Below are 24,212 nucleotides of genomic sequence, written 5' to 3' on the forward strand. Positions count from 1 at the left end.
TCCTCGCGGATCCCAGGTAGAGGAGGTGGCTCCGGCAGCCACTCGGCTACACGGTTGGTCCAGTCCCAGCGGAGCAACGACCGTGCCGTTCACGCTCGACGAGCGTCCTTGGCGCTGTGCTCACGAAGCATCGGTGATCGTGTTCCGATCCCGTGCTGCGACTGCCCCCAACGGCACGTGGGGTGCAGCCTTCAGAGGATGTTGAGTACACCCTTGCCGTCCGTCGAGTTCAGCGTCTCGACCGAAGCTCGGTAGTTGAGGTCGACGCCGATCTTCGAGTTCCAAGGCATCGGCTCCTTGTCGGCCACGAGGCCGAGAGCGGCGGCCGCAAATGCGCGCGCCGTGCCCGTCAGTGTCTCGTCCTGAAGCATCTTCACCAACGTTTCGACGCTGCGACGGTCCCCGATGATTCCGAGAGCAGTCGCGAGCGCCGCCTGCGTCGAGAGCGAGCGCGCGTCGGCGAGCATCCTGGAGAGGAGCTCGACCGTGCGCTTGTCGCCCAAGAGTCCGAGCGCGATCGCCGCCTGCTTCAGAAGCTCGGGCTCGTACTCGGAGCGCTCGACCAACGCCTGGATCAGCTCGCTGGACGTCGTCGACCCGAGCATTCCCAGCGACAGTGCCACGTAGCCGCGCGCGGCCGGCGTTCGCGTCGTCACCAGCTTGTGCTCGAGTTCCTTCTTGGAGTCGATCGAGCCGGCGAGACCAGTTGCCACCGCGAAAGCTCCGATGTCGTCCGCGCCGTCCGCCGCAGCGAGCTCGTCGTGCAGCGCGACGAGTGAGGCGACGATGGGACGCTCTCCACGCTCGCGAAGTCGCTCGTGGAGCACGCCCAATGCAAGCCCGGCGTAGTGCTGCTCGCCGGAGCGCCCCTTGAGCAGACGCTGCGTCAGGAACTCGGCCACGTCGTTTCGAGCAGCAGAGCGTTGCGCGGGATCCAAGACTTCGCCGTCCTCGCTCACAAGCTCGCCCTCTCGCGCGGCGATCTTCGCCAAGGCGATGAGTGCAAAGTCCTTCGTCTGGCGCTGGTGGTCTCGGTGGGCCGTCATCAATGCGGCTCGAATCCTGCGATCCAGTGCGTCACCGTCCGCATCGCCGATCAGCCCCAGTGCGAGCGCACAGCTCTGCTGTACCTCCTCAGGAGTGCCTCTTCCGGCCTTCGGGTCGATCGGCTTCAACAGGCGTTCGGCCACATGGGCCTCCAGCGTGCGCTGGAACTCTCCGTCGCACGATCGCACCAGTCGACCCAGCGCCGTCGGCACGTGCGCGCGCATGTAGCGGTCCGCGTTCCCGTCTTCGAGCACGGACGACAGGAGTGCGATCTGGGCCTCGAGAGAATCGATCGCGCCAGGATCTACAAGGTCGACTGGACGCTCCAGGACGCTAGGGTCGCCGCTCGACGGCAGGGGAACGAGCCCGATCGAGATCACGATGGCTGCCGCAAGGTCCTGCGTCGCCTCGCGGGCAGCGGGTAGGAGCGCCCCCGCCAGAGCCTTCGCGATCGTGTCGCGGGCCAGATCGTGCGAGGCGTCCACCGCGCGCCGCCCCACGAGTCCGAGACCATAGGCGGCGAACGTTCGAGTGCGCAGCGAAACGCCTTGCTGTGGGTTGCCCGTCAGTCGCCGCCCCTCTTCGGAGTCGTTCAACAGCGCGAGCAATCGATCGACGTTCGCGCGCTCCGTGCTACCGAGTATGCCCAGCGCGAGAGCTGCCGTTTCGCCGACCTCCTGGCTGGGGGAGTCGAGGTGACGGGCAAGGATCGGTCCGAATGCGATCGCGTCACCACCCTGCGGTGGATCTCCGATCTTGGCGAGCGCGATCAACACCGCCGTGACGATGTCGTTGTCGGACTCGCCCTCGAGAGCCGCGAGGAGAGCTGGGACGATCTCGCCGCGGATCTGCTCCGTCGTCGGCGCCAGGCTGGCGGGCACAGAAGGGCCCGCGGGATCGCCCAGAAAGTGACCGTCTCCTTCGCCAGTCGAGTTCGCTCGATGGACAGCTGCCTTGAGTTCGAGGAACGGGTCCTTGTTGAACTCCCACCAGAACGACCACGCCGTGGGATCGCTGTTCGTGTCGACGTATCCGTCGGGAGTGCTCGGCCCCTTGTCGCCACCGGGCGAACCGGGAAGGAACGGAGCACCGGCTCCAGGCGGAGTGGTCGGCCCGGTGGGTGCTTCGGGTGCAGGCCCGTCGGGTCGGCCACCTGTGACAGGCGGTGCTGACGACGGAGGCGAGCCGGCGCCCGGAGGAACGGTGTCGCCGGGTCCGCGATAGATGCCGCCGTGGGCGGATGCACGCGGACAGAGGAAGGTCGAGAGACCGAGGAAGGCGACAGCGACGAAAGCAGGACGGGGGAGGTCGAGAAGCGGCATCGAGAGTGACTCGGATGGGGGATCCGCAACGTGCTCCCCCTTCGGCAACTGTCGTGCCTCGCGCGAGGATCGAGACACGATGAGCCTCGATCGAGGTCCACGCGCCCGACGTCGACCAAGGTGTCTCGCGTAGGTTCACTCCGCTCTTCGACCAACCGAACGAGGGGACAGGACTGGCACGCCGAAGGAACGACGGACCCTGTGCGAGCGGGGCGACGATCGAAGTTCGATCGTCGCCCCGCTCGATGCTTGACGCATCGTTGTCGATGCGCCGATGCCACCCGCTCTCGCGGGCTCGCCGTCACAGGATGTTGAGCACGCCCTTCCCGTCCTGGGTGTTGAGGGTCTCGAGCGACGCACGGTAGTTGAGGTCCACCGCGATCTTCGAGTTCCAGGGCAGGGGCTCCTTGTCCGCGACGATGCCGAGCGCCACGGCCGCGAACCCGCGAGCCGTCTCGGTCATGGTCTTGTCCTCGAGCATCTCTACCAGCGGATCCACCGAGCGACGGTCGCCGATGAAGCCGAGGGCCGACGCGAGCGACGCCTGGGTCGCCAGCGACTTGGCACCGCGCAGCATGTCGATCAGCTGCGGAACGGTGTTCTTGTCACCCAAGAGACCAAGTGCGATCGCCGCCTGCTTCAGGAGGTCCGGCTGGTACTCGGACTGCTCGACGATCGTCTTGATGATGTCCTGCGACTCGTTGATGCGAAGCATTCCGAGGGCGAGGGTCACGTAGCCGCGCGCGACGGGCTCCTTCGTCTTGGTCAACAGGCGCTGCAGGGCTTCCTTGGCACTGGGATCACCAGCGAGCGCCGAGGCGACCGAGAAGGCACCGATGTCCTCGGCAGCCTTCGAGTCGGCCAGCGCGCCGTGCAGCGTCACGATCGACGGCGTATCCACCTTCTCGTTCGCATTGCTGAGCATCCAGTTCATGACCCCGATGCCGAGGCCCGCGTAGTGCTCTTCACCCGAACGGCCACTCTTGAGTCGTGCCAGAAGGTGCTTGACGACCTCGGCACGACCGACTTCGAAGCGATCGTCGGCAGCGACCGGAGCGCCATCCTCGTCGACCTCTTCACCCTTGCGGGCACCGATCTTCGCGAGGGCGATGAGCGCGAAGTTCTTCGCCTGACGCTGCTGGTTCTTGTAGGCGGAGGTCAGGACCTTGCGGATCTCCTCGTCCAAGTCGTCCTCGTCCGAGTCACCGACGAGTCCGAGCGCGAGGGAACAGCTCTGCTGGACCTCTTCCTCGTACTTGCCACCCTTGCGGGGATCGAGGGGCACGAGCAGGAGTTCGGCCACGTGCTTCTTGATCGCACGGCGGTGCTCGACGAGGTCACTGCGGTCCTCGAGCGACTGCAACATGCGCGCCAGAGCGGTCGGCACGTGGGCACGCATGTAGCGGTCCAGTCGCAGGTCGTCGAAGACCGTGGACAGGAGCGCGATCTGCTTCTCCAGCGTGTCGATGGTGCCAGGCTCGTTCGGGTCCACCTTGGCCGTGAGCTCCTCGATGTTGCCGGACGGCTCGAGCGGAACCAGCCCCATCGAGATGACGATCGCGGCCGCCAGGTCCTGGGTGGCTTCGCGCTCCGCGGGCATCAGTGCGTCGGCGAAGTGCTGCACGATCGAGCCGCGGACGTCGGTCTGCGGATCGGACTCGGCCCGGTATCCGACCAGGCCCAGGCCGTAGGCTGCGAACGTGCGCGTGCGCAGGGGCGCGCCACTCTCGGTGTCACCGAGCGCTTCGCGTCCAACCTTGTTGTCGGTCATCAGGCCGACGAGGCGGTCGAGGTTGTTCTTCGACGAGTTCGCGAGGATGCCCAACGAGAGCGCAGCGGTCTCGCTGATCTCCTGGTTCGGGTCCTTGAGGAAGCTCGCGATCACCTCGCTGAACTCCGAGCGACCATCCTCACCGGGGAGGTCACCGATCTTCGCAAGCGCGATCAGGCAGCCCGTCACGATGTCGTTGTTCGTCTCGGTCTCGAGCGCGCGTAGGAGCGCGGGCACGATCGTGCCCCGAATCTGATCGGACGAAGGCTTGAGCGTGTCCTTCGCTTCGGACTGCTCCCCGTCGCCGAGGAAGAAGTCGCTCGAACCGGTGGCGGGCGCGGCCGTGTGGATGGCGGCCTTCAGGTTGATGTAAGGCTCCTTGTTGAACTCCCACCAGAACGACCAGAGCGTCAGGTCGGCACTGGTGTCGACCTGGTCCGTGCCGGTCGTCGGGCCCTTGCCACCACCGGGGGGCGCGCCGGGCAACGGCGGACCACCGGTGGGCGGCGGCGTCGTCGGTCCCTGCGGCGCCTCGGGAGCCGGCCCCTGGGGCGAGCTCGGCGTCGTCGGACCACCGCCAGCGGGAGGGTTGCCGGCTCCAGGCGGAACCGTGTCACCAGGACCGCGGTAGGTGCCGCCGTGGGCGAAAGCATCGCTACCGATCCACGCGACGGTGGACAGTGTGAGCGCGCCGAGGATGAACTTCTGCATGTGAGCTTCGGATGGGAGCGGCCGGTCCACCGATCGACGTTCGTGCGTCGAGTTGCGAGCCGGTTCGCGGGTTCGATTCTTCTTCAGATTCGTGGCTGGGGAACCCGAACGGCGGGTCCGCGCGTGGCGCAGGCCGCTGATCGGTCCTCCCGGACACGGCCAGTGTGCAAGAGATGTGCCTGAGGGGCCAGATCGACGACGCAGCCTTCTCCCCAGGGCCCACAGGCCTCAGGAGTGCCTCGCCACGTCCTCCCTGGGGAAGTCCGTAGGCCCTGCATCAGCCGCCGTTACGCATTCGTGACCGGGTTCACCGCAGCGCCGCCCGGCACGGCCGCGTTGCGCGCCGATCGCGCCGGCGGGGGAGTGGTCGCCGGTGGGGGAGCCCACCCAGTGGGGCACCCCACCATCGCGCAGCAGAGGCCCCTGCGTAGCAGCGGCCCCACCCCACCCAGGGCACCGGTCCCGGCCGAGCGATCCGTCAGTTCGAGCGAACGACCGTCGCCTTGATGTAGTCGCGGTTGAGCTGAGCGATCACGTCCACCCCGATTCCCTTCGGGCAGGCCTTCGAGCACTCGTAGTGGTTCGTGCAGTTGCCGAACCCCTCGCTGTCCATGGCCTGGACCATGGCAACGACTCGGCGCTCGCGCTCGGGCTGTCCCTGGGGCAGGCGAGCGAGGTGCGAGACCTTGGCACCGACGAAGAGCATGGCGGACGAGTTCGGACAGGCAGCGACACACGCCCCGCAGCCGATGCACGCAGCCGCGTCCATGGCCTGGTCCGAGTCCTCGCGCGAGATCGGAGTCGCGTTGGCGTCGGGCGGCGAGCCGGTGTTCGCCGAGACGTACCCGCCCGCGGACATGACGCGATCGAACGCCGAGCGGTCCACCATCAGGTCCCGGATCACGGGGAAGGAGTCGGCGCGCCAGGGCTCGACGAAGACCGTCTCACCCGACCGGAACTTGCGCATGTGCAGCTGGCACGTGGCGGTCTCGGGCTCGGCGCCGTGCGCCTGTCCGTTGATCACCATGCTGCAGCTCCCGCAGATGCCCTCGCGACAGTCGTGGTCGAACACCACGGGCTCCTTGCCGGCTCGAACGAGCGTCGCGTTGAGGACATCCATCATCTCGAGGAACGAGCTGTGGACGGAGACTCCCTTCATCTCGTGGGTTTCGAACTGCCCCGGCGCTCCGCCGCTGCGCTGACGCCAGACCTTCAGAGTGAGGTCGATCGTCTCGTCGTGTTCGTTGGCACTCATCGTTCTGCTCCGATTACTTGTAGCTGCGCTGGGTGAGGTGCACGTACTCGAACTCGAGCGGCTCGCGGTGCTCGGTGAACGGCTTGTTCGCGCCGTTGTACTCCCAGGCCGACGCGTGACAGAAGTTCTCGTCGTCCCGTTTGGCCTCGCCCTCGGCAGTCTGGTGCTCCTCGCGGAAGTGCCCACCGCAGGACTCCTCGCGCGTGAGCGCGTCGTTCGCGAACAGCTCGGCGAACTCCAGGAAGTCGGCGACGCGGCCGGCGGTCTCGAGTTCCATGTTCAGGTCGCGCGCGTCCCCGGGAATCATGAGGTCGCCCCAGAACGCCTCGCGAATGCCTCGAATCCGCACGAGCGCGTCCTCGAGCCCAGCCTTCGTCCGCGACATGCCGACCTGGTCCCACATGACCTTTCCGAGTTCGCGGTGGAAGCTGTCGGCGGGGCGGCTGCCGCGAATGCCCATCAGCCTGTCCACGCTCGCGCGGACGTCGGCCTCGGCGGCGTCGAACGCCTCGTGGCTGGTGCTGACGGGTTGCAGGCTGCGGCCGGCCAGGTGCCCTGCAATGGTGTACGGGATCACGAAATAGCCGTCCGCCAGCCCCTGCATCAGAGCACTGGCACCGAGACGGTTCGCACCGTGATCGGAGAAGTTGGCCTCGCCCAGCGCGAAGAGGCCGGGCACGGTCGTCTCGAGGTTGTAGTCCACCCACAGGCCACCCATCGTGTAGTGGACGGCGGGGTAGATGCGCATCGGCTTGGTGTACGGATCGTCACCGGTGATGCGCTCGTACATCTGGAAGAGGTTCCCGTACTTCGCCTCGATCGTCGCGCGCCCGTGACGAGCGATCGCGTCGAGGAAGTCGAGGTACACCGCGACCCCGGTCGGGCCGACACCGAAGCCCGCGTCGCAACGCTCCTTCGCGGCGCGCGACGCCACGTCGCGGGGAACCAGGTTGCCGAAGCTCGGGTAGCGCCGCTCGAGGTAGTAGTCGCGCTCGTCCTCGGGGATCTGGTTCGCGGGACGCTTGTCGCCCGCGGCCTTCGGAACCCAGACGCGACCGTCGTTGCGCAGACTCTCGCTCATCAGCGTGAGTTTGCTCTGGTAGTCACCGGAGACGGGGATGCACGTGGGGTGGATCTGGGTGAAGCACGGATTGGCGAAGAACGCCCCGCGCTTCGTCGCTCGCCACGATGCCGTGACGTTCGACTTCTTGGCGTTCGTGGAAAGGTAGAAGACGTTGCCGTAGCCCCCCGTGCACAACAGCACGGCGTCGGCCGCGAAGCGTTCGAGCTCGCCGGTCCGCAGATTGCGAACCATCGCGCCCCGCGCGATGCCGTCCACCTTGACCACGTCGAGCAGTTCGCGCTCGGGCATGACGCGCAGACGTCCGGCCTGCACCTGACGCATCATGGCGCTGTAGGCGCCGAGCAGGAGCTGTTGGCCCGTCTGTCCGCGAGCGTAGAACGTGCGGCTGACCTGGGCGCCACCGAACGAACGGTTGTCGAGCATGCCGCCGTAGTCGCGGGCGAACGGCACGCCCTGGGCCACGCACTGATCGATGATGTTCACCGACACCTGGGCCAAGCGGTGAACGTTGGACTCGCGCGCACGGAAGTCCCCGCCCTTGACCGTGTCGTAGAACAGGCGGTACACGCTGTCCCCGTCGTTCTGGTAGTTCTTCGCCGCGTTGATACCGCCTTGTGCAGCGATCGAGTGCGCACGGCGAGGTGAGCCGTGGATGCACAGCGCGGTGACGTCGTAGCCGAGCTCGGCCAGCGACGCGGAGGCGGAGGCCCCCGCCAGTCCGGTACCGACGACGAGCACCTTGAAGCGCCGCCGATTCGCCGGAGCGACGAGCTTGAGGTCGAAACGGTGTTTGTCCCAGCGCTCCGCGATCGGCCCACCGGGAGCCTTGGAGTCCAGCCGCGGCGATGCGGTCGTCTTCGTGTCGTTCATGGTCGTGTGCGCGTCGGCGGTCAGCGAATCGCGGCAGCGAAAGGAATGGAAGCGAAGCCGAGTCCGAGGAGCACCGCGAGCGCGACACCACCCCGTTCGATGAGGGGCGTCCACTTCGGGTGGCGCAGACCGAGGGTCTGGAACGCGCTCTGGATGGCGTGGGAGAGGTGCAGCGTCAGGGCGGCGATCCCGAGCAGATAGACCGCCATGTGCGCCGTGCCGCCCAAGGTGTTCCACACCACGTCGGCGGCTCCCGCTCCCGACGCACCGTCGGCGAAGAGGCCCTTGAAGCCACCGTCGAAACGGAAGTCGATCAAGTGCCAGAACAGGAAGAGCAGCACGATCGTGCCGGTGAGCGGCATGGTCGCCGAGGCGAGTGTCTTTCCACCGCGATCGGCCTGGACCGCGTACTTGCTGTGGCGCGCCTTGCGGTTCTCGACGATCGTCCGCACCGCGAAGGCGATGTGTCCCACGAACAGAGCCAGGAGCCCCAGCTCGAGCACGTAGAGGAACGGTCCCAGGTCGTGCAGCTTGCGCGCGTAGGCCTCGAACGCTTCGGGGTCCTTGTACAGCAGCAGGTTGCCGGCGAGGTGAGCGATCAGGAAGCCGACCAGCAGGAGCCCAGTGAGGGCCATCGTGGTCTTCTTGCCGATCGATGAGGACAGGAACTGACCGATCCAGGTGAACATGGGGCTTCGGAACGCCGTGGTGGGGGACTGCGTCGGGGGACCGCGTGGGGGAGCGCGTGGTGTTCGCAGCCGTGCGAGGCGAGCACCCGTTCGTGGGTGTTCGGTCGGACCTCGACCAGCCTTCGAGCCACGACTGTAGTGAGCGCGGGTGCGGGTTCCAACGGAGCCGCCCCCCGAACATCCCCACGCGAGATCTCGGTGGGGGAGCCCCCCCGCCGAGATCGTCGTGGCCGCACCGACCGCGCCAAGTGCGGGGCACGCCCCGAACGCCCCACCCGGGCCCCGGCCACTGGTGCCTAGACTGCGCCACGATGAGCACCGACGCGACGACCCGGCTCTACCTGATCCGACACGGCGAGGTCGACCCGGCCTGGCGCGGTCGCATCTACGGCGGACTCGAGGTCGAGCTCTCCGAGTTCGGCCGCCGCGAGGCGTTCGCGAGCGCGGCGTGTCTCGCGGGCCTGCCGCTGGACGGCGTGCTCACGTCGACGCTCTCGAGGGCGCAGTTCACGGCCCAGCTCCTGGCCGAGCCTCGAGGGCTCGAGCCGCGGGACCACGTGGGACTGGTCGAACTGGATCGCGGCGACTGGGCCGGACTCACGTTCGACGAACTCGAGTCCCGGGACCCGGGCGCTCACGAACGCTGGCTGGCGGCGCCCGACCGCGAGCGCCCTACCAACGGCGAGTCCCTGGCCGACCTGGCCGAACGCGTTCGAGCGGCGCTCCAGGAGTCGATTCGCCCGGACGTCGATCGCACGCTCGCCGTCACGGCGCACGGCTGGGTGGTTCGCGTCCTGCTCTGCGAAGCGCTCGGACTCCCGCTGTCGCGCGCCGAGGACCTACGCATGCGCACAGCTTCGATCCACGCCATCGAGTGGCGCGACGGGCGGCCATCGCGACTCCTCGGGCTCGACCTGGACGGCCCGCTGGCCCCCTGAGGGTTCGTTGGACGGGCGCGGCACGAGGCCATCCGGCGCAGGCCGACGGCCCGGCCGCCGCCCAGCGGTCGCTGGATCGAGCAACGACGGAGCGAACTTCGCCGCTCGCGGTCCTGTCGACTAGTTGTCCGAGGGCTTCGGTGGCTTCGGCCCGCCGCTGGGGAAACCGCCAGGTCCAGGAGGGCCGGAGCCGTGCGATCCAGGCCCGCCCGACGGACCGCCGGGACCGAACGGGCCGCCGCTCCCGAAGTCCGGCATGCCACCGCGGAAACCTTCGAGCAAGCGACGCACTTCGTAGAGCGCTTCGCCCGCGTGGTACGAGAGCCAGATGAAGTAGCAGTCGACGTTGTCGACCGGATCGTCCACTTCGAACGCTGCCTTGCACGTCAGGTCGCAGGGGCGATCGGCGTTGTAGAAACACGCCTTCTTGGATCCATCGGACACGGGCTTGGGCTCCCTATCAAAATGCGACTTCCTAGAAACGCGATCCGAGGAGGGGATGCGTGGGGGCGCGCCGCGAAGGTCGGTTCGCAGGGACGATACCACGGGCGTCGTCGGGCTCGGCCGGCCACCGGACGGACCCACGACGCGCCTCGAGATCGGCGCGGCGCACCGGATCCGGGGACGGCGACCCAAGGAACGGCGGGCTCGCTGGAGCGCGTCACCAGCGCGAGCCACGCCCGCCGATGGACGCCGCTCGAGTCCGGAGCCCGAGGCTCCGACACCGTCAGCTCGAAACGCCGACTCGCGAGCCCAAAGATCCTGACCAGACGCCCGTCGACATGCCGATCGGGCAGCCGGTTCGAGGCGACTCGTCCAGGTCCGGTCGGCGAAGCGGTCGAGTGGCGAACAGCCCATCGGTCGGGCCCGGTCCAGCGCCACGCGAACGACGAGGAGCGCGCTCGAGTCTCGTTCGAACCGTTCCGATGCGACGCGTCGAACGTCGCCCGCTCGAGTCGAGCCGGACGGCCGCGCGTGAGTGGCGAGAGGGTTGGAACCAGCTCGGGTGACGGGTGGCGATCACGGCGCGGTCGGGCGCTCGAAGGCTGACGGACCGGTCGGCCGGGACCTGTCGAGAGACCGAGGACCGGACGTCCGCAGGAGGCGACGGCCGATCACGGAGCGCACCGAGATCGCGCCCAGAGGCCCCTAGGAGCCCGATCCGCTCCAAACATAACGTACATTATCAGACACACCAAGGAGCGATGCTCGGGCCCGGATCGGGCTGCGCACCCGACCCACCCAGCGTGCCTGGACCTCCACGGACGAGCACGCGTTCGAGCCGCCGCCCTCCCAGGGTTGGACCCGCGCACAGCCCGGCCGCGGGTTCGCGGTCCATCCCGGTCGCCGTGGACCCGATCCTAGGCGGCATGAAGGCACGCCATCGCATCCCGTCGCTCCGCGCGCTCGCCCCGTCGTCGATCACCGAGTCGGATGCAGCACCGCGGCGGCGTCCTCGCCAAGTCGGTCTCGGCCTGGTCCTCGTGATGCTCGCGTCGTGCGCGTTCCCGGTCGGCTCGAGCGCCGGCGACCCGAGTCGGTCCGCGTACAGGTCCGAGTCGATCGACGTCCGCAGCGATGTCGGCGTGGCTCGGCCGCCGTACTCGAGCGTCGAGACCGAATGGAAGGAACGCCTCGACCAGGCCTACGTGTTCCTCGAGCTGCTCGGCCCGTACGAACAGACGGGTCGCTTCATGCCGGAGCTCGCGCAGCACCTCGAGGCCCAGGGGATCCGCGCCGAGGGTGCACCGTTCGCGCTCTTCTACGACGACCCGACCCGGACGGCGGCGTCCGACCTGCGCTCGCGGTTGGCGGTCCCCGTCGCACCGGGGACGCCGTTCTCGGCACCGCTCGGCTACGCGATCCTGCCCAGTGATCAAGTCATCTACGCACGCGTCGCCGGCGCGTACGACTCGGTGTCCCTGGCCTACCCGTCGATGTTCAGCGTGATGCGCGAACGCGGCTGGGTCCTCGACGGCCCGATCCGCGAGATCTACCTGGTCGATCCTACGTCCGTGCGTTCGTTCGACGAGCTGGTCACCGAGATCCAGATGCCCTGGCGTCCGCTCTAGGATCGGTCGAGCGACGCCGACCGCAACGGCGCCGCGACCGACGCGTGCCGACCCGCCCGTGGCTCAGCGCAGACGACTCGCGGCGCGCGGCAGGACCGCAGCCGCCTCGAAGCGCCCGTTCTTCGCGCGACCGACGACCCAGTCGCCTTCGCGCGGACCGAGCTCGCGGTCGTCGATCTTCGCCGACAGTAGGAGCTCGAAACGTTCGTTGCCGCGCACCGCTTCGCGCCCTTCGGCCTCGACGCGAGCCCAGTTCTCGGCCGACCAGTCGAGACCGACGGGCCGCGCCAACTTGCGACTGACCGCGGCCGCGCGCGCCAGGTCCTCGACCAGGGTGGCGTGGGCCTCTTCGAACTCGATCCAGAGTTCGAGCTCGTGTTCGGCGTCCGCCCAGCGCGCGAAGCGCTCGAGTGCGTCGAGCAGAGCGCGTGCACGACGCTCGTGATCCGTCGCGCACAACTCGTTCTCGATCGCCGCGCGTGCGGCGAAGTCGATCAGGTGTTGGGCCTCGAGCGCGTCGAACAGCCCGATCTCGGTGTGCAGCGCCGCGAACGCGCGGAGGAACTCGGCCTGTTCCGCAGAGCTGTCCGCCGCCTGCCGTTCACCGTCCCAGAGGTACTCCTCGACCATCGCACCGACCACGCCGGGGAAGTCGGGCGCGTCGCCGGGGTCGTCCTCCTCGTCGTCCGCTTCGAGCCCGAGATCCGCCTCGAGTTGGCGAAAGAGCGCCTCGACGTCCCGACCCTCGGCTCGGCCGCGGTCGAAGGCGGCGAGTGCTTCCTGGGCCGAGAGTCCCCCGCCGGTCGACGACTCGTCGGCCGGCGCCGAAGCCCGCTCGAAGCCCGCCGCCAACTTCGCCCGACCAGCGGCCGCGCCGTCCTCGCGCAACTGCTTCGCGGTGCGCACGGCCTCGAGCTTGAGTGCCGCCCACCACGCTGCGAAGTCGATACGCAACGGACCGAGGTCGATGTCGCTCTCGAAAGCGACCAGCTCGAGCGCGCGCGCGATCGCCGCGTTCGCCACGTCGGGCTTCACCGGCTCGATCGCAGCGGAGGTCATGACCTCGACCAGCGCCGCGCGATCCTCGTCGTCCCAACCGGACTTGCGCAGCTGTGCGTCGATACGCGCCCCGATCACCTGGGCACTCTCGACCTCGACGATCGGAGCGCTGGCCTCGAGTTCCGCGAGGTCGGGCGCACCGGCCGCGGCGCTGGGATCTTCGAAGCGCGCACCGGGTTCGAAGAACATGCGTTCGAGTTCACGCTGGGTGATGCGCATCGTTCCGCGACGTCCCGCCCGTGCTTGCTCGGCATCGAGGCGCAGCGCTTCGACCAGGCCCTCGCGACTGAACACCTCGGCCGCGGGCGACAGCACGAATGCACCGTCCCCGTCGGCGTACGCGCGGCCGACGACGAGATCACCCGGAGTCAGTTCCGCCGAGGCGCGCCTCTCGAGAACCGGCAGTTCCCCCAGGCCCAGGAGGTCCTTCAGCCAGAAGCCCTCGCCCGGCCGCACTTCCCGCACCACGAACATCCCCGCTCGGCTGTCCGACACGAGATCCAAGGCGTCCGCATCGACGTCCGACAGATCGCCGCCCGACTCGAGATCCGCGCGCAGAGCGAGAACGGGGACTTCGCCGTCGAAAGCGTCCGACGGCCGCTCGAGCAGGAACGACTCGAGGTGACGGAGCCATGCCGGCTCGGTCGTCGGAAGAGTCCGTCCCGGCGCGAAGTCCGCCAGCGAGGCTTCGTACTCGGCGGCGATCTCGGGGCGTTCGACCAAGGATGCGAGCAGGCTCGTCAGAGCGCGTTGGATGGGGTCTCTCAAGGTTCTGTCCGCCGGTGGCGAGCCGCACAGTCTAGCGAATCGTCGAGCGTCGCGGTCCCCCACCGAACCTCCCCCGCGACTCGCCCGGGCGCGGACAGTGGCACCACGGCCCCGCGGCCGGGTAGCCTGGCACGTCCATGCAACAGGTCACCGAAACGGCCACGTCGGAAGCGGCCGGCAGCTTCCTGATGACGATCGACATGATCGGGCTGGGCCTTCTGGGCCTGTTCCTGCTCCTCGGCCTGTGGCGCGGACTGTGGTGGCAGCTGCTGCGACTCGTCGGACTGGCGGCGGCGGTCCTGGTCGCGCGCAGCCTGGAGGCCAGCGTCTACGGCATGCTCGCGGGACGGCTCGGCGAACTCGACGAGCGCGTCCTCCACGGCATCGTGTGGCTCGGCCTCTTCCTCGTCACGGTCGCGGTCTTCGCGGCGATCGGACGGACGGGCAAGAAGCTCCTGGACGCGATGCAGCTGGGAATGATGGACCGCGTCGGCGGTGCCGTGGCAGGCGCCCTGACCGGTCTCGTGCTCCACGCCGCCGTTCTGGCCGGGCTCGTGCAGATCGGCAGCGACGCCTTCATCGCGGACCACCTGGAGGGCTCCATCTCCGAGCGCCTGGTGGCGGTCGTCGGAGTCGAGATGCCGTTCCTCTTCGCGAAGGAACGCAGCGACGCCGTGCAACAGCGCTTGGTCCCCGGCGGTGTGTTCTCGAACGGGGCGTCCACCAAGGGAACGGCTCCGCTCGAAACTCAACCGATCGTGCCGCCGACGACGTCCCCGGGCGGCGTGCGCTAGTTCGGACCGACGGCGGAAGCCGTCTCCGGCAGGCGGTCCACTTCGTCGACGGTCAGCCGTCCTGCCCCTCGTCCCCCACTTCCTCGACCGGCGGGGCCGTGAGTTCGTCGCGCAGGGGTTGGAACAGTGCGCGCTGGTCCGTGAAGCGTGCCACGTGCATGTCGAGGAACGCCACCGCACCGGCGCGATCTCCCGTGAAGTCGAGCGCGCGCACGACGGCTTCGGCGTGCGGCGGACGTTCCGGCGCGATCGAGTAGGCCTCACGCGCTTGGACCAGCGCCGCCTGCGGATCGTCGGTGAGCAGAGCGCGCGCGAGCGAGAAGTGCACCTCGGGATCGCTCCCGAGTACCTCCAGCGCCTTGCGCAGCGCCGGGACCGCTTCGACGTTGCGGCCGTCGTCCACGAGGAGCAAGCCGAGCAACCGTTCGGACGCACCCGTCGCTTCCTTGGTGTCGCACCAAGCACGTGCGCAAGCGATCGCCTCCTCGACACGACCGGCGCTGTGATAGAGCCGAACGAGCAGAGGCCAGTCGACGTTCTTGCGCGACGCGAGCGCGAACGCCGCATCGGTCAGGGACTGCTTGAACTCGGGCGTTCCGGCTCCGGGCGGCGGCAGGCTCGGGCAGGCGATCTTGAGGACCTTGGCCTCGATGGCTCCGCGGTTCGCATCGATGTCCTCGACCCAGCTGAAGAACTCGGGATCGTGCTGCTTGTTGTGGCACTCGACACAGGTACTACCGACCTTCGTGAGCAGCTTCTCGTTCAGGTAGCTCGCCCCACCGGCCATGTGTGCGGCGCCCGGCCCGTGGCACGCGGCACACTGGACGTTCTCGTAGCCGGCGGCTTCGTGCGGTCGATCGAATCCGCCTTCCTCGCCGAAACCGACCGTGTGGCACGCGAAGCACTCGGCGTCGAACTGCTGCTGCGTGATCGCGAGGGTCGAGTAGGCGCGCGCGTGGCGCGTGGTCTTCCAGAACTCGTACTGGTCCGGGTGGCACGACGCACAGCTCGCGGGGTCGGCGAACACGTCGCCTGTGTGGGAGCCCTTGGGACGTTGCGACGACCAGAACTCCTCGACCTGCGCGTGGTAGCCGTCGATGCGGTCGAGTGCCATCTCGTCGCGCACGAGGTTGCGATGCATCGAGGGTTTGGAGACGGCGAACACGCGGCCGTCGGGGAAGTCGCCTGCGCTCTCGAGCCAATCCTTCGACGTCTGCACGAAGCCGCGATTGAACGCTTTCAGCCGCGCGTGTTCGTTGGGGCCGAGGACCGCCTCGCGTCCGACGAGACTGCGCAGGGCCGTGGCGCTGACCTCCAGGGTGAACTCGCTCACGATGCGGTCGGACGCGTCGGTCGCACCACGAGCGACCCGTGCGTCGGGTCCGGGCGGGACGCCGCCGAACCACAGATCGAACTCCGTGGTGCGTGCGCCCTTGAGGCTGACGTGGCTCACGAGCGTGTTGCCCACCACGTCGTGCGGAGCTTCGCGGCCCGCGAAGTGCGGTCCGCAGACCACATCGATCTCGGGGCACAGCTCGGCGAGCTCGAGGTTCGCCTCGCCTCCGAGGTGCGACGCGCAGACCAACACGTCGACGAGCGGTCGCAGGTCCCGTGCGGCGCGCTGAGCCACTTCCCGCCACGGGCGCAACACGAGTCCGGCTTCGGCGATCTGCTCTCCGACACGAAGCACGGTGTCGTCGTGCAGATCCGGGTGGACCAGGTTCTGGGCCAGCAGGCTGAAGATGCCGATGCGAACGCCGTCGCGCTCGACGATCAGTCCGCGCTTGAAGTACGGCTCGCCCTCGCGATCGAACACGTTGGAGCAGAGGATCGGCACCGAGTAGCGCTCGGAGAGTGCGCGCAGCTCCTCGAGCCCGAACTCGATGTCGTAGTCGCCGAGCGCGATCGCATCGCAGCCGCTGTCGGCCAACATGGCCATGATCGCGTCCGCCTTGAGCGGCAGCTGTCGACGCAGCGCCGGGGTGAGGTCGTCCGCGTGCAGGAACGTGTCCCCGGTGTCCACGTGGATCGAACGCAGTGCCGCGGAGCGGGACTCGCGCAGGTGCGTGACGAGACGGTCCATTCCACCCAGTCGGCCAGCCGTGCATCCACAGGGCTCGATGAAGCCCTCGAGCGACCCGGTGAACACCAGCTTGAGGTCCGGCTTCGGAGAACGTTCGAGGCCCAGGGTCTCGAAGACGTCGGCGTCCGGGGAGCGCGAGTCCTGGGCCGAACGAGCCCGTGCGGTGACGACCGTCAGGAGCAGGAGTAGGACGCAGGACAGGCCACTGGTGAGGCCACGGGGGGTGCGAGCGGACGCCATGGCCGCAGTCTACGACGCGTCGGTGGCGCCGTTGGCCGGGTGGTCGCGACGCGGTCCACAGCTCAGACGGATCCAAGCGCCACTGCGCGTGCTCGCGCGGCGTTCCAGGCCCACTCGAGTTCGATCGGCTGCCCCCTCCTGTGCACCGAACGGCGGTCGCGACAGCTCGTCGCACGGGTCTCCCCCACGGTCGCAGCGCACCAGGAGGTCGCGACCTGCGCTGTGGAACTCCACCGTTCGGGCGCCCACCGCGGCCTGGCGGACGAGCCAGAACCCGAGGCCCAGTGCGAGGGTCTCCGCGCGTGGACGGGCGGCGTCCGCGGCGAGGTCGGGCAACTGCGCGGGCGCGACTCCGTCGATCCGCAGCAGGGGCGAACACGTTTCGTCGGGTCGCATCCGCTCGCGGCCCGTGCTTCCCCAACCGCGCAGACACACGGCGCGAACGACGTACTCGAGTGCACGCCGTTCGTGGCGCCATCCGATCGTCGGCACTCCGAGTGCAGAACTCGCCATCCAGATCAATGCGCCGGTCTCGGCCAGGTCGCCGCGCAACCTCCGCCAGCGCGCGCCGAACATGGCGCCGGTCGGCTCGAAGCCTTGGACGAGTTCCTCGGCCTCGCGCGCCAGTTCGGCGACGGAAGGTGGATCACTCGCGCCGTCGAGCGACTCGGATCGACTCGGACCGTTCCCGGCGGTCGGCTCCGCTTCCGCTCGCTCGACGACCCCGGCCGCGTCCTCGATCAGGCGCGCCGCGAAGGCTTCCATCCGACCGTTCATGGAGTTGGTACCAGGCGAGGGAATCGAACCCTCACGCCCTTGCGGGCACCGGATTTTGAATCCAGCGCGTCTACCGTTCCGCCAGCCTGGCCTCCGAACGGACCAGACTGCGTTCGAGCGGCGCCAGAATCAAGCGGCGAGGAGAGCGGGCGCGAGGGAACTGCTCGCGAGTGCGTCGCGCACGAGCGCGGCTCAGGGGAATCGAACCGCGGCGTCAACTGGGCCGGTGCGCCGCGGCGCGTGCGAGCGCGAGGCACAGGGCCGGATAGTCCAGCCCGACCTGCGCAGCGGCCAGTGGCACCAACGATCGCGGCGTCATCCCCGGCAGGGTGTTGAGTTCGAGCAGGACCGGGGCGTTCTCGTCGCTGGCGGGGAGGACGAAGTCCACGCGCGCCACGCCGCGGCAGCCGAGCGCCCGGAAGAGCCGCACGGCCTGGTCCTGGACGATCCGCTGGGCGCCCTCCCCCACCGTGCGGGGCGGGCAGAACTCGCTGGCGCCCTGGGCGTCGTACTTCTGCTGGAAGTCGAAGAACAGCCCGCCCGTGGGGACCACCTCGATGACCGGCCAGGCCTCGGCGCGCCCCGTTCCGTCGAACACGGCGCAGCTGACCTCGGTGCCGACCACGCCCACTTCGACGACGAGCTGCTCGACCGTCTCGAGTGCCGCGCGCGCCGCCGCCACCAGCGCCCCGGCCGACTCGACGCGCGTGGTTCCGATCGAACTTCCGCCGCGCCGGTCCTTGACGAAGTAGGCGGCCGCTCGAAGCTGGCGGAGCGGCTCGAGCGCTTCGTCGAGATCGTCGCCGCGTCCGCAGGCCACTCCCGGTGCGACCGCGAGCCCGAGGGATCGTCCGACGAGGCGCGTGACGTGCTTGTCCATCGCGAACGCCGACGCCGCGACACCCGATCCCGTGTAGGACACGCCGCCCAGTTCGAACCAGCCCTGGATCGTGCCGTCCTCGCCCGCGCCGCCGTGGAGCGCCAGCACGCAGGCGTCGAACGTGGCGAGCCGTGCGAGGGCCGCGCCCGCGTCCAGCCGTTCGCCGTCCAGCTCGAACTCGCCGTCGGCGCGCCACTCCACCAACGCGACGCGTGCGACTCGACCCGGTGCGCACTGTTCGAGTCCGTTCGCGATGCAGCGGCCGGAGTCGAGCGAGACGTCGCGCTCGGTCGACCGGCCTCCGCACAGGACCGCCACGGTGAGCGGGCGGCTCGAGTCGATCGGATCGGAGTCGGTCATCGCGGTTTGGCTCGCTCGCGCGCGCGGTCAGGAACGCGCGTCCGCCGGACGCGACACCAACAGTCCCGCAGGGGATGCGTGGAAGCAGTCGCTGGGCAGTGCGCGCAGCTCGTCGACGCTCTCCGCCGCGAGCGGATCGATCTCGCACACACCGTTCGCGTCACGTCCGACGCTGGCCAACCACGAGCGGTGCAGCGCGACCAGGTCCGCCTGGCAACTCGCGGGCGAATCGTCCCCCTCGCGATTCTTCACGGGGCTGAACTCGACGGCGCGATCGACCTCGAGCGTCAGAGTTCGCTCGGCCGCCCCGAGAGCGTCGAAGACGAAGGTCTCGAACTTCACGCCGTCGACCTCGACCTCTGCGCCGCGCGCCGGATCGAAGGCCTGCATGCGCTTGCGCGCCAGGTGCCAGGGCAACTCGAGGCGGCCGTTGGTGAGGCGTTCGACGAATGCGACGTCGATGCAGTGCATCGCGATGTTCCCGGCCCGAAAGCGCAGTCGTCCGGCCGCGTCGCGTGCCTCGCGCAGCTCGGGCGAGAGGTCCGAGTACTCGATGCACCCGACGACGCCGTCGATCGATCCGAGGACGCCGACCTTCTCGCCGGGGCCGCGCTTGTCGACGACCTTCGACGACATCTGCGCGCCTTCGGCGAGGTGCAGTCCGACGAACAGCGGATCCGCGGGCGGCGCCAGAGGGTTGTCCACCTGGAAGTAGCTGAGCTGTTCGATACCGCGCTCGCGGGCGTGGTCGAGGGCGCCGGAGCGGCGCAGTCCGTCGAGCGTCCCGCCGTGTCCGTTGGGCGCGAGGAACGGTCGGTCCGCCGCGCTGAGGAGGATCCGGCCTTCGAGGTCGAGCGCGGGCAGCATCTCCTGGGCGAAGAAGAACACGTCGTCGGGGGCGAGTCCGAAGTGGTCGTGCTCGGCGAAGAACGCGCGCGTCGGACCGTCGTTGGCCGGCGACGTCATCACGTACCAGGACGGTCGGAACCCATGGCGGCGCGCCGCTGCACGGATACGCGCGGCGTGGAAGTCGAACAGCGTGCGCTCGGACACAGGACCGATCGGGAAGCAGCCCTTGGGCCCGTCGTAGCCCAGTCGCGAGGCCTGTCCACCGGCCACGAGGCAGAAGCCCACGCGCCCGGCGGCGAGTGCCTGGGCTCCGCGTTCACGGGCCAATGCCGCGCGCTTCTCCTCTTCGGCGTCGCGTTCGAGCGGGAAGACCTCCGGCGGCTCGAACTGGCGCTCCCCCTCGGCCGCCGGAGCAGCGATCGTCGTGCGCAGCTCGCCCACGAGTTCGAGGTCCAGGTCCGCGAGCCCTTCCTCGAGCGTGGTTCGCTCGGCCGGCCCGAGGGACGCGAGGTGGTCGACGAGGTGGTCCTGACCCGCTGCGCGGAGCCGATCGGAGAGGTTCGAGGCGCTCATCGCCCAAGTATGTCGATCGCGACCTTCAGCACTCCACCACGAGCCGCCCGTTCGAACGCGCGTTCCCCGTCGCGCAAGGCGTAGCGCTCGGCGATGAAGAGCTCGTGCGGGACGAGTCCGCGGGCGAGGGCCTCGAGCGCCGGGGCGAAGCGTCCGCAGCGCGAACCGACGACCGCGATCTCGTCGACGACCCAGGGCGCGGTGTCGATCGGGACCGCGCGCTCCGTCGTGGTCTTGAGCACGAGGGTGCCGCGCGGTTCGACGCGGCGGGCGGCTGCGGCGAGGAGGTCGGAGCGGCCGCTGGCCTCGACGACCAGGCCGTAGCGCGCGTCCGTCGCTCCCAGGGGCTCGTCGTCCAGCGGACGCCCGAGGTGGCGCGGAACGTGCCCGGGTCGCGTGCGCGCCCCGTCGAACAGCGCCTGGCGCTCGAAGTGCCGCCCCAGGACGTCGACCTTCGCGCCGGCGTCGCACAGGGCGAGCGCGCACAGGCTGCCGAGGCGACCGTCGCCGATCACCAACGCCTGTTCGGGAAGGACGCCACCGAGGCGTTCGACGACCCCGAACGCCGCGGCCAACGGTTCGGTCAACAGCGCCGCGTCGTCGGCGACCGCGTCGGGCACTTCGAGCAGATTCACCGTTGGCAGTGCCAGGCGCTCGGCGAAGGCTCCGTCGCGACCGAGGATCCCCAGCACGCTGCGGCGTTCGCAGTGGCGCGGATCGCCGGCGAGGCATCGCGAGCACACCCCGCAGCCCGCGTTGATCTCCCCCACCACCCGCCGGCCGACCAGTGGCCCGTCGAGAGCGACACCGACGAACTCGTGCCCCGGAACGCCGCGAAAGCCCATGTAGCCGCGCGCGAGCGCCAGGTCGGTCGCACACACGCCGGCGCGGTGCACCGCGACGAGTGACTCGCCCGTGCGGGGGCTGGGCTCGGGATGATCGGAGCGAAAGCGCAGGGCGCCGTGCTGGAGAACGAGAGCGTGCACGCGGGTTCGGGGTGCTCGAGGTGGCGGCCGTGGACGGGCGGCCGCGGCAGTTCGTGGACGAGTCGGTGCCCTAGCGGCAGCTGCTGCGATGCGGCGATGAAGCGCTGTTGCCGACTCCAGTCGCGCACCGACGACTCCGCGGCGCCGGGGCGCGGAACGCGCGCGGGGACGCTGATGCCGCGTGCACCACCGTCCCCGCGCCGCAGCGCGACCCGTCGCGAGTCGCGCCTTCTCTCACACGCTGTTCAGGACGGCGTCTTCGAGTCGGACGACAGCGTCTCGAGCATCTTCTCGATCAGCTGGACCAGGCCGTTCATCTTGCGTTCGAGCGTGACCTGGCGACGAACGATGCGCTCGACCACCGGCGGCAGGATCGCTTCGCGCGTGTAGTTGTTCACCATGTTGATGATCTCCGCGCGGTTGGCGTCCGGCAGCCGATGGAAGTGGTAGTTGTACTTCTGGCTGAGGACGTCGTCGGCGATCTCCGTGCACTCCTTCGCGATCTGCTCGACACTCTGCTTGTCGTGCTCGATCTTGTAGGCCTCGCGTTTGAAGTCGTGGAGGATCCGTTCGAACTGGCTCTTCATGGATGGGGAGCGCGGTGGCTGTGTTCTGTGGTGGCCGGTCGGAGAGGTGTCCGGCGGGGAGTCGGTGAGGACGGTCGGTGAGGACGGTCGGAGCAGCGCTGGCGTGCGGGCAACTTGGTCGACGGACCAGGTCGGACCGCCGAGAGAACGGGCTCGCGGAAGGCCTTCGTGCCCGTCGGTCGCAGCGCCCGGAGCGAGCGCCTCGGGGCGCACCGTCGCCCCCGATTGTACCGCGCGCCCGCGCCGGTCGGCCCGCTCGCTCGCGCCGGATCGGTGCCCGTCCGCAGGGGGAGGAACGCCGTTCGGGTGCGTTCGACCAAGGGGACGGACAGGGCGTCCACCTCCGCCTCGTCGGGTCGCGACGAGCCTCGATCCGACGCGGACCGCAAGACGGGCGGGCGCGTCGCGTCCGCGGCCCGCTCGGTCCTCCGACGCTCTGCGACAGGGGCCGGACTCAGTCGGGCCGACCGATGCAGAGCGACACGTTGTGCCCGCCGAAGCCCAGCGAGTTCGACAGCGCGTTCCGCACCACCATCTCGCGCGCTTCGCCCGGCACGTAGTCCAGGTCGCAGTCGGGGTCGGGGTTCTGGAGGTTGCGCGTCGGGTGCACGCGACCGGTGTGGACGGACAGCGCGGTGGCCACCAGCTCGACCGCCGACGAAGCGCCGAGCAGGTGTCCGAGCATCGACTTGGTCGAGGAGATCGCCACCTTCTGCGCCCGGTCACCGAGCGCCAGCTTGATCGCGCGCGTCTCGATGGCGTCGTTGTACTTGGTGCTCGTGCCGTGGGCGTTGATGTAGTCCACGTCGTCGGGCCCGATGCCCGCCGAGCGCAGAGCGAGCTCGAGGGCGCGGGCCGGTCCCGATCCGTCCTCCTTGGGCGCCGTGATGTGGAACGCGTCGTCGGTCGAGCCGTAGCCCTTGACCTCGGCGTAGATCCGCGCGCCGCGTGCCCGCGCGCGCTCGAGCTCCTCGAAGACGAGCACCGCCGCGCCGTCGCCCAGGACGAATCCGTCCCGCTCGCGATCGAAGGGGCGGGAAGCCATGTCCGGGTCCGGATTGGTCGACAGGGCCTTGGCCGAGTTGAAGCCGGCCACCGTCAGCGCGGTCGTGGCCATCTCGGAGCCGCCGGTGACCACGACGTCGGCTTCGCCGGAGCGGATCGCCATCAGCGCCATGCCCATGGCGTGGCCTGACGACGCGCAAGCGCTCGACGTGGTGAACGCGGTGCCGAGCAGACCGTGGCGGATCGCCACCTGTCCCGAGACGGCGTTCGCCATGATGCGCGGCACGAAGTGCGGGCTCACGCGGCGCGCACCGCGCTCCTGCAGGACCAGGTGCTGCTCCTCGATGCCGATCAGGCCGCCGATGCCGGTGCCGATGATCGTTCCGACGCGCTCGCGCTCTTCCACGGGCAGTTCACGGAAGTCGATTCCCGCGTCCCGAGCCGCCTCCTCCGAGGCGATGAGCGCGTACATCGTGAACGGGTCGAGCTTGCGGAACTCGGGGGCCTCGAAGTGCTCTTCGAGGTTCACGACCGCGTGCCCGGCGATCTTGACCGGAATGGTGTCCAGATCGATGAAGTCGATCTCGCGGACACCGCTCTCCCCCGCCAGCAGACGGGACCAAGTGGTCTCCACGTCGTTGCCGAGGGCGTTCAGGGTGCCCAGTCCGGTAATGGCGACTCGACGCATGGTCACTGATGTGGGTTGGGCGCGGGAGCGCCGATTCGGCCGAGGGGCCGAGGATGGTGGTCCGAGTGGTCCTCGACGACTCGGGTGGGCCGCGGGCGCTGGACCCGGTACGCGGGCGAGCTTCGCCGTTCGGTGCGGGCCATTCGATGCGGGCCGTGCAGACCGGTGGCCCGCTCGCTGTCACGAGCGCGGCGACGTTCTGCGGCGAACCGACGTGGCGCGTCGCACGTGGCACGTGCCCGAACCTCGCGCCGTTCCGGCTCAGCCGCCCTCGCCCACCGCTGGGCACCACTCGAGCGATGCCCGCGGAGCGCCGCGTTCGTCCACCGGTTCTCGGGGAGTCGCTGCGCGTGGGGCGGCGGAGTCGCTGCGCGTGGGGACGCAGCGGTGGATGTCGAGGATCGGAGGCGAGCCGAACGTCGACAGGCGTCGAGCGGCGCGGCTCCGATCCCTCAGGGCGTCAGGCGCCGGCGCCGCACTTGGAGCCGATGTACTCGATCGCGTTCCCGACGGTCTGGATCTTCTCGGCGTCCTCGTCGGGGATCGAGACCTCGAACTCGTCTTCGAGTTCCATGACGAGCTCGACGGTGTCGAGCGAGTCGGCGCCGAGATCGTTCACGAACGAGGTCTCGCGGGTGACCTTGTCCTGGGTCGTGCCCATCTGGTTGCAAACGATGCGGACCACGCGGTCCTCGATGGATTCGGATTTGCTCACCGAATGTTCTCCTTGGGGGTGAATGACTCCCCGCTCCGCTGGGGAACGAGGGCGGGGTCAGCGGAACACGCCGTCGCACGCCTCACGAC

At 69.2% G+C, this 24,212-nt stretch carries 18 protein-coding genes and 1 tRNA gene; 3 read left to right on the top strand and 16 right to left on the bottom strand.

The features are described from left to right. Window positions 1-191: 191 nt before the first annotated feature. The 5 genes from Pla163_RS10265 to Pla163_RS10285 all read right to left on the bottom strand — a co-directional run bounded on the left by Pla163_RS10265 (window position 192) and on the right by Pla163_RS10285 (window position 8,749). Entirely contained in the window at window positions 192-1,928 is a 1,737-nt protein-coding gene (locus Pla163_RS10265) for a HEAT repeat domain-containing protein (RefSeq protein WP_419185792.1), read from the bottom strand. Between the two features lie 742 nt (window positions 1,929-2,670). Further along, window positions 2,671-4,851 carry a HEAT repeat domain-containing protein gene (locus Pla163_RS10270; RefSeq protein ID WP_145187503.1) on the bottom strand — a complete coding sequence of 727 codons (2,181 nt, stop codon included), beginning with the start codon at window positions 4,849-4,851 and terminating at the stop codon, window positions 2,671-2,673. 478 nt (window positions 4,852-5,329) lie between these two features. Then, window positions 5,330-6,106, bottom strand: coding sequence for a succinate dehydrogenase/fumarate reductase iron-sulfur subunit (locus Pla163_RS10275; protein ID WP_145187506.1), 777 nt, complete (start codon window positions 6,104-6,106; stop codon window positions 5,330-5,332). A 13-nt stretch (window positions 6,107-6,119) separates the two neighbouring features. After that, a complete protein-coding gene (locus Pla163_RS10280; protein ID WP_145187509.1) occupies window positions 6,120-8,060 on the bottom strand; it encodes a fumarate reductase/succinate dehydrogenase flavoprotein subunit in 1,941 nt (646 codons plus the stop codon). 20 nt (window positions 8,061-8,080) lie between these two features. Continuing rightward, window positions 8,081-8,749 (bottom strand): succinate dehydrogenase cytochrome b subunit, encoded by a 669-nt coding sequence (locus Pla163_RS10285; RefSeq protein ID WP_145187512.1) that lies wholly within the window; start codon window positions 8,747-8,749, stop codon window positions 8,081-8,083. Between the two features lie 311 nt (window positions 8,750-9,060). On the opposite strand from Pla163_RS10285, the gene Pla163_RS10290 reads away from it, so the two are divergent. Further along, window positions 9,061-9,687, top strand: coding sequence for a histidine phosphatase family protein (locus Pla163_RS10290; RefSeq protein ID WP_145187515.1), 627 nt, complete (start codon window positions 9,061-9,063; stop codon window positions 9,685-9,687). A gap of 120 nt (window positions 9,688-9,807) precedes the next feature. Here Pla163_RS10290 and Pla163_RS18990 read toward each other — a convergent pair whose 3' ends face one another. Continuing rightward, a complete protein-coding gene (locus tag Pla163_RS18990) occupies window positions 9,808-10,131 on the bottom strand; it encodes a hypothetical protein (RefSeq protein WP_419185793.1) in 324 nt (107 codons plus the stop codon). Between the two features lie 926 nt (window positions 10,132-11,057). Here Pla163_RS18990 and Pla163_RS10300 point away from each other — a divergent pair. Then, the gene (locus Pla163_RS10300) at window positions 11,058-11,759 is read left to right on the top strand and encodes a GyrI-like domain-containing protein (protein WP_419185794.1); all 702 of its coding nucleotides are present in this window, start codon (window positions 11,058-11,060) and stop codon (window positions 11,757-11,759) included. 63 nt (window positions 11,760-11,822) lie between these two features. Here Pla163_RS10300 and Pla163_RS10305 read toward each other — a convergent pair whose 3' ends face one another. After that, the gene (locus Pla163_RS10305; protein ID WP_145187521.1) at window positions 11,823-13,649 is read right to left on the bottom strand and encodes a hypothetical protein; all 1,827 of its coding nucleotides are present in this window, start codon (window positions 13,647-13,649) and stop codon (window positions 11,823-11,825) included. A gap of 74 nt (window positions 13,650-13,723) precedes the next feature. Between Pla163_RS10305 and Pla163_RS10310 the strand changes: the two genes are divergently transcribed. Next, window positions 13,724-14,380 carry a CvpA family protein gene (locus Pla163_RS10310; RefSeq protein ID WP_145187524.1) on the top strand — a complete coding sequence of 219 codons (657 nt, stop codon included), beginning with the start codon at window positions 13,724-13,726 and terminating at the stop codon, window positions 14,378-14,380. 52 nt (window positions 14,381-14,432) lie between these two features. On the opposite strand, the gene Pla163_RS10315 is transcribed toward Pla163_RS10310, so the two are convergent. The 9 genes from Pla163_RS10315 to acpP form a co-directional block, all read right to left on the bottom strand. Next, on the bottom strand, window positions 14,433-16,703 hold the full coding sequence (locus tag Pla163_RS10315; protein ID WP_145187527.1) for a multiheme c-type cytochrome: 2,271 nt from the start codon (window positions 16,701-16,703) through the stop codon (window positions 14,433-14,435). A 9-nt stretch (window positions 16,704-16,712) separates the two neighbouring features. After that, window positions 16,713-17,480 (bottom strand): hypothetical protein, encoded by a 768-nt coding sequence (locus Pla163_RS10320; RefSeq protein ID WP_145187530.1) that lies wholly within the window; start codon window positions 17,478-17,480, stop codon window positions 16,713-16,715. 5 nt (window positions 17,481-17,485) lie between these two features. Further along, window positions 17,486-17,571: transfer RNA gene (locus tag Pla163_RS10325), tRNA-Leu, on the bottom strand. Between the two features lie 123 nt (window positions 17,572-17,694). After that, window positions 17,695-18,720 carry a D-alanine--D-alanine ligase gene (locus tag Pla163_RS10330; RefSeq protein ID WP_145187533.1) on the bottom strand — a complete coding sequence of 342 codons (1,026 nt, stop codon included), beginning with the start codon at window positions 18,718-18,720 and terminating at the stop codon, window positions 17,695-17,697. Window positions 18,721-18,747: 27 nt separating this feature from the next. Continuing rightward, a complete protein-coding gene (locus tag Pla163_RS10335; protein WP_145187536.1) occupies window positions 18,748-20,142 on the bottom strand; it encodes a UTP--glucose-1-phosphate uridylyltransferase in 1,395 nt (464 codons plus the stop codon). Beyond that, window positions 20,139-21,128, bottom strand: coding sequence for an alcohol dehydrogenase catalytic domain-containing protein (locus Pla163_RS10340; RefSeq protein ID WP_145187539.1), 990 nt, complete (start codon window positions 21,126-21,128; stop codon window positions 20,139-20,141). Before Pla163_RS10340 ends, Pla163_RS10335 begins: the two co-directional genes overlap by 4 nt. 245 nt (window positions 21,129-21,373) lie before the next feature. After that, window positions 21,374-21,715 carry a hypothetical protein gene (locus Pla163_RS10345; RefSeq protein WP_145187542.1) on the bottom strand — a complete coding sequence of 114 codons (342 nt, stop codon included), beginning with the start codon at window positions 21,713-21,715 and terminating at the stop codon, window positions 21,374-21,376. Window positions 21,716-22,169: 454 nt separating this feature from the next. Continuing rightward, entirely contained in the window at window positions 22,170-23,414 is a 1,245-nt protein-coding gene (fabF, locus tag Pla163_RS10350; RefSeq protein WP_419185795.1) for a beta-ketoacyl-ACP synthase II, read from the bottom strand. Window positions 23,415-23,868: 454 nt separating this feature from the next. Beyond that, window positions 23,869-24,123 (bottom strand): acyl carrier protein, encoded by a 255-nt coding sequence (gene acpP, locus Pla163_RS10355; protein ID WP_419185797.1) that lies wholly within the window; start codon window positions 24,121-24,123, stop codon window positions 23,869-23,871. Between the last annotated feature and the right edge of the window lie 89 nt (window positions 24,124-24,212).

Source organism: Rohdeia mirabilis (assembly GCA_007750655.1).
GTDB lineage: Bacteria > Planctomycetota > UBA1135 > UBA1135.